Origin of the sequence: Rhodococcus sp. EPR-134 (genome assembly GCF_001647205.1) — a bacterium.
Taxonomy (GTDB): domain Bacteria; phylum Actinomycetota; class Actinomycetes; order Mycobacteriales; family Mycobacteriaceae; genus Rhodococcus_F; species Rhodococcus_F qingshengii.
In genome coordinates, this window is sequence record NZ_LVCT01000533.1 from 1 (window position 1) to 4,924 (window position 4,924).

Annotated in this window: 6 protein-coding genes and 1 pseudogene; 6 read left to right on the top strand and 1 reads right to left on the bottom strand. The window is 63.3% G+C overall.

All coding sequences use genetic code 11. The features are described from left to right. Positions 1-175: 175 nt before the first annotated feature. The 5 genes from acpM to A2J01_RS36550 all read left to right on the top strand — a co-directional run bounded on the left by acpM (position 176) and on the right by A2J01_RS36550 (position 3,863). A complete protein-coding gene (gene acpM / locus A2J01_RS36005) occupies positions 176-463 on the top strand; it encodes a meromycolate extension acyl carrier protein AcpM (protein WP_042926481.1) in 288 nt (95 codons plus the stop codon). Then, complete coding sequence (locus A2J01_RS24260) at positions 460-1,716, top strand: KasA/KasB family beta-ketoacyl-ACP synthase (RefSeq protein ID WP_042926479.1); 1,257 nt, start codon at positions 460-462, stop codon at positions 1,714-1,716. Before acpM ends, A2J01_RS24260 begins: the two co-directional genes overlap by 4 nt. A 23-nt stretch (positions 1,717-1,739) precedes the next feature. Continuing rightward, a complete protein-coding gene (locus A2J01_RS24265) occupies positions 1,740-2,561 on the top strand; it encodes an alpha/beta fold hydrolase (RefSeq protein WP_042926476.1) in 822 nt (273 codons plus the stop codon). Further along, positions 2,558-3,511: a hypothetical protein gene (locus tag A2J01_RS24270; protein WP_064113768.1), complete on the top strand. Its 954-nt coding sequence runs from the start codon at positions 2,558-2,560 to the stop codon at positions 3,509-3,511. The genes A2J01_RS24265 and A2J01_RS24270 overlap by 4 nt, the downstream gene beginning before the upstream one ends. 193 nt (positions 3,512-3,704) lie before the next feature. Beyond that, on the top strand, positions 3,705-3,863 hold the full coding sequence (locus A2J01_RS36550) for a hypothetical protein (protein ID WP_197494286.1): 159 nt from the start codon (positions 3,705-3,707) through the stop codon (positions 3,861-3,863). A 503-nt stretch (positions 3,864-4,366) separates the two neighbouring features. Here A2J01_RS36550 and A2J01_RS37370 read toward each other — a convergent pair. Further along, complete coding sequence (locus A2J01_RS37370; RefSeq protein ID WP_231917508.1) at positions 4,367-4,507, bottom strand: hypothetical protein; 141 nt, start codon at positions 4,505-4,507, stop codon at positions 4,367-4,369. A 222-nt stretch (positions 4,508-4,729) separates the two neighbouring features. Here A2J01_RS37370 and A2J01_RS36995 point away from each other — a divergent pair. Further along, positions 4,730-4,924: pseudogene (locus A2J01_RS36995) on the top strand (ISL3 family transposase); the annotation flags it as partial.

The window sequence follows — 4,924 nt, forward strand, 5'->3', positions numbered from 1 at the left end:
AGCTCACCAAACCCATGCGACCGAGTTGGTCACCGAGAGTCGCAAGCATCCCTGACCACAGCTACTTGCTAATCTTCTTAACTAGATATTATGGCAAGATGGCGTGAGCTTAGCCCTACCTGTCCGAGAGCACCAGAAGCCGAACACCACCCGTTCATTCGAAGGGACGTCATTGATGGCCAGCACGCAGGAAACCATCGTCACCGAGCTCGCACAGATCGTCGAAGAGGTCACCGGAATCGAACCGTCCGAAATCGGTATCGGCACGTCCTTCGTCGACGATCTCGGTATCGACTCACTGTCCATGGTGGAAATCGCGGTACAGACCGAAGACAAGTACAGCGTGAAAATTCCCGACGAGGATCTGATGGGTCTGCGCACGGTCGGCGACGTCGTGGACTACATCCACACCCTCGAAGCTGCGGCAGCGCTCGAACTCGCCGCGCCGAGCAGCGACAGGTGAGCACCACCGAGGCACGCTCCTGGCTCGGCCGCGCACCCAACGTCGTCGTCACCAGCCTCGCAGCGACCACATCGGTCGCCGGGGACGTCGCCGGCACATGGAGGGCGCTCCTCGCGGGAGAGAGCGGAATCGGTCTTCTCGACGATTCGTTCGTCGAGGAATTCGACCTGCCGGTCCGTATCGGCGGTCACTTGAAGGTCTCTCCGGACGATGCCCTCACCCGGGTGGAGATCCGGCGGATGAGTTGGCCGGCGCGGGTCGCGTTGACACTCGCTCGCACGGCATGGATCGACGCGGGCTCACCCGACGTCGACAGGGATCGTCTGGCTGTGGTCATCGGCACCGGACTCGGAGGCGGCGACACCCTGATCGATGCGGTCGACCGGCTCAGAACCGGCGGCTACCGCAAAGTGTCCCCCTTCGCAGTGCAGATGGTCATGCCCAACCGCCCCTCCGCGACGGTGGGCCTCGAACTCGGCGCCCGCGGCGGGGTGATGACCCCGGTGTCGGCATGCTCGTCAGGCGCGGAAGCCATCGCGCAGGCTTACCGGATGATTGCGATGGGTGACGCCGACATGGTCGTCGCCGGCGGAGTCGAAGGCCGCATCGATTCGTTTTCCATCGCCAGCTTCGCCACGATGCGCGCGCTGAGCTCGAACAATGCCGACCCTGCCGGTGCGTCGCGTCCGTTCGACAAGGACCGGGACGGTTTCGTCTTCGGCGAGGCCGGAGCGCTGATGGTCCTCGAAACCGAGACGCATGCCCTCGCACGCGGTGCGACGATCCATGCGCGTCTGCTCGGCTGCGGTACCACCTCCGACGGTTACCATCTTGTCGCTCCCGACCCCACCGGCCGCGGAGCCGCTCGCGCGATGACCCACGCCATTCAGCGAGCCGGGCTGACACCCGCCGACATCACCCACGTCAATGCCCACGCCACCGCCACCCCGGCCGGCGACATCGCCGAAGCACAGGCCATCACCACAGCGGTCGGCACACACGCGGCGATCTACGCCCCGAAATCTGCCCTCGGGCACTCCGTCGGAGCCGTCGGAGCGCTCGAAGCGGTTCTCACCGTCCTCGCCGTCCGCGACGGCGTCATTCCCCCCACACTCAACCTCGACACGCTCGACCCGAGGATCGACCTCGACGTGGTCACGACAGCGCCGCGCATCGGCCCCGTCGACTATGCCGTCAACAATTCCTTCGGCTTCGGAGGACACAACACCGCTCTCGTCTTCGCTCGCCCTTGACCCACCTCACGAAAACAGGACCCATGCCGACCGTCACCCTCAACCATGTTCCCGTCAACTACGTCGTCACCGGCTCCGGCCCGCGTGTACTGCTGATCATGGGAGCCGGCAGCCCCGGCCGAGTATGGAACACCTACCAGGTTCCTGCACTGGTGAAAGCCGGCTTCGAAGTCGTCACGATGGACAACCGCGGAATCTCGAGCATGGCCGGAATCGACGGGATGAGCATCGCCGACCTCGCCGCCGACGCAGCGGCACTGATCGAACATCTCGGCGGACCCGCCCACGTGATCGGCACATCACTGGGCTCACGAGTAGTACAAGAGCTGGCGATCACCCGCCCCGAACTGCTCGCCAAAGCGATCATGCTCGCCGCCACCGGCCGACCACACCCCGTCGAAGCCGCCCTCAACCGCGGACAAAAGGCCCTCCACCAGGCAGGGATCGACTTGCCCCCTTCCTACACCGCGGCCATCAGCGCGGTGCTGAACCTCTCCCCGCACACCCTCGCCGATCCGCAGAAGGCCCAGGAATGGCTCGACATCTTCGAATACTCCGCCCCCACCACCACCTCTGCCGGTGTCCGCGCCCAGACCGCGATGGATCGATCCCACAATCGACTGACCGATCTCGCCGCGATCCAAGCACCGACCCCCGTCATCGGATTCGGTGACGACCGCTTGACCCCGCCGGCGCAGGGCATCGAAGTCGCCGCAGCCATCCCCGGTGCCCGATACGAACAAATCGCCCAGTGCGGTCACTTCGGCTACCTCGAGCGACCCGAGGAGGTCAACGCTCTGTTGATCGCTTTCCTCCACGGCCGGCCCTTGCCGCAGCAGCCATGACGGACCGGCACCTTCCCTGCCGCAGCGAGCGACTGTCCGCACGCGGCGAGAACACACCACCTCAGGACAACATGACCGCTGATCACCCCGACCTCGACGCACCCAACCGACAACACGCCACGAATCCGATGCTGCCGGCCGGCGGGAAAGTTGTTGTGATCACGACAGATCCGATGTGGAGTCTCCTGCGTAGATTGCACCGCAACCGCAGGACCTGGGGTGAGGGATACGCCGCGCTCATCCGCTACCGCACCGCACTACGCGCGGAGCACACCGCACTCTCGTTCAACGACGTTCCGCGGTTGGTCGAAACCATTCTCGCGCTCCCGGATCACGTCGAGACCGTATTCCTGATCGGACTGCCGCCCTACGGGACCGCGATCGTTCAGCACGAAGTGGCTGCACATCACGGCCCCCTCGTCATCGCGGACAACGAGACCATGACCGCGTCACTCGCGGCCCTGACGCTGACCGCCCTCGACAGGCAAGGCGTGTGGCCGTGGATGGCGACTGTCTACATTTCGCAGTCCCGGCACGCGCCACTACTCGAAGATGTGCTGACCCAGTGCGGCATCGGCACCGTCACCGACATCGATACCACCAACTCAACACGCGAGGACACCCGCCGGATCATCGAACAGTGCGATGTGTTGATCGACTTGTCCACCACCGAGCAATCGATCTCACCTCTTCGGTGCATTCGCCCGCCAGCAGATCCCTTCGAATACTCGTCGTTGCCGCTCGCGGGCCTGCTCAGTGCAGGCTGCGGTCACCGCATCACCATGATGACCCCGAATCTGATCGCCGCATCGGCACGCGCTCTGCACTCGCGCACCGCCGCGCACCGCTTCCTACCGGACATCACCGATCGCACCCTCGTGCGAACGGTCTCCGAGCACGTCGGAGCAGCTATCACGGTCTCCGCGCTTCACACCAGGCTCCAGCGATGAGAACCCGACCACCGGTGCACCGCCACGGAACAGCACCACCTCGACCCGCAGTAGTGGCCGCACGAAAAGCCGTGACCCTGCGCAGGGTATTACACCGAAGTTCGTTCCGACACCGCACAACTCGACAGACTCCGGACCGTATCGCAGTCACCCCGCCAGATCATCCCGAACACTTCACCTGCAGGAGCCCGTCATGCGCTTTCGCTACATCGGAACAGAGGAAATGATCTACCAAGGACCGCCTGCCCGCGTTCTCGGATGCGGCGACATCGTCAGAGCCCTCACCAACCCCAACCCCCGATACTTCGAACCACTCGAAGCGAACCCGGAACTGGACGGACAAGAACAGTAGGCACCCGTGCCCGCGCCTGACAAACCCACGATCATGGCCGCCCCAGAGGGTTAAACAAGAGCAACCCGTACAGATTTGCGCCGCGTTTAGGCCCGGCCACGGTGGCAGGTTCAGGAGATCGAAAGATCCCCTGAAGTACAGCCAGGCTCACCCGCACCGATCGAATGCGCTATGAAGCGCCTTCTCTCGCTCTGAGGTAGATGGACCAACTGGTGCTCGCGTACCGGGTCCGTGGCAGGGAGCTATCGGTGAGGTATCACCGCAACTACTCGGCGTGGTCTTCCTCATTCTGAAATTCTTTTGGGTAAGTGTCGTTGGGACGAACGATATCGATACCGGCGACGAGGCCGCGCGCGCCCATCAAGGAGATCTTCCCACGACGCCCTTCGACCCAGACGAACCGATAATGAACGAACCTCACGTGACCGACAGAGCGAGCCTGTCGAGAAGCAACTTCTACTCGGGGCGGCCTCGCTTTGAGCTTTGCGGAACAGACCTGCCACTTAAGGGTACCCGTCACGCTCGGTATCCTCGATGGAGGTCTGCATACACAATGCTTTGCTCAACGACGCTTCGACGAAGCGGATCAGGTTGTAGTTCTTGTTTCGCGTTCGAGTCGCCGCGCCGCTCTCTTGAGCGCTCATTGCCTTACTCCATTCTCACCCCGCCCGACTTTCCTTTGTCACTGGGGCGATACCTGACACAGAGGTCCTCCATGCACCGTTACCACACGAGAGAATCTGGCTCTTCCGGATCTGGAGTGCATGAGTCGATCCACCGGTGATCAAGTGAGGCAAAAGATGTAGAGGGTCCTGGGATACGAGGAGGAAGGTTCCGAGCCCGAATCCGAACACATCACAGGACCCATGGACCAGACTACTAACCTTGTCGCCGACACCATCTGCAGAACCGTCGAACTCGGCGTCACTATCACCGGCGCCGCCGTCGCAGAACACCTCACCCACATCGACTGCCGGCCCGTCGAACACGACCCGACCTGCCCAACGTGCGGCCAGCCCGGTCGGCTCCGCGACCACGTCACCCGCACTCTCCCCGTGGTC

What these genes read in the sequence shown, in the direction of transcription:
- acpM (WP_042926481.1), top strand. Translation starts at nt 176, where the DNA reads ATGGCCAGCACGCAGGAAACCATCGTCACCGAGCTCGCACAGATCGTC.
- A2J01_RS24265 (WP_042926476.1), top strand. Translation starts at nt 1,740, where the DNA reads ATGCCGACCGTCACCCTCAACCATGTTCCCGTCAACTACGTCGTCACC.
- A2J01_RS24270 (WP_064113768.1), top strand. Translation starts at nt 2,558, where the DNA reads ATGACGGACCGGCACCTTCCCTGCCGCAGCGAGCGACTGTCCGCACGC.
- A2J01_RS36550 (WP_197494286.1), top strand. Translation starts at nt 3,705, where the DNA reads ATGCGCTTTCGCTACATCGGAACAGAGGAAATGATCTACCAAGGACCG.
- A2J01_RS37370 (WP_231917508.1), bottom strand. Translation starts at nt 4,507, where the DNA reads ATGAGCGCTCAAGAGAGCGGCGCGGCGACTCGAACGCGAAACAAGAAC.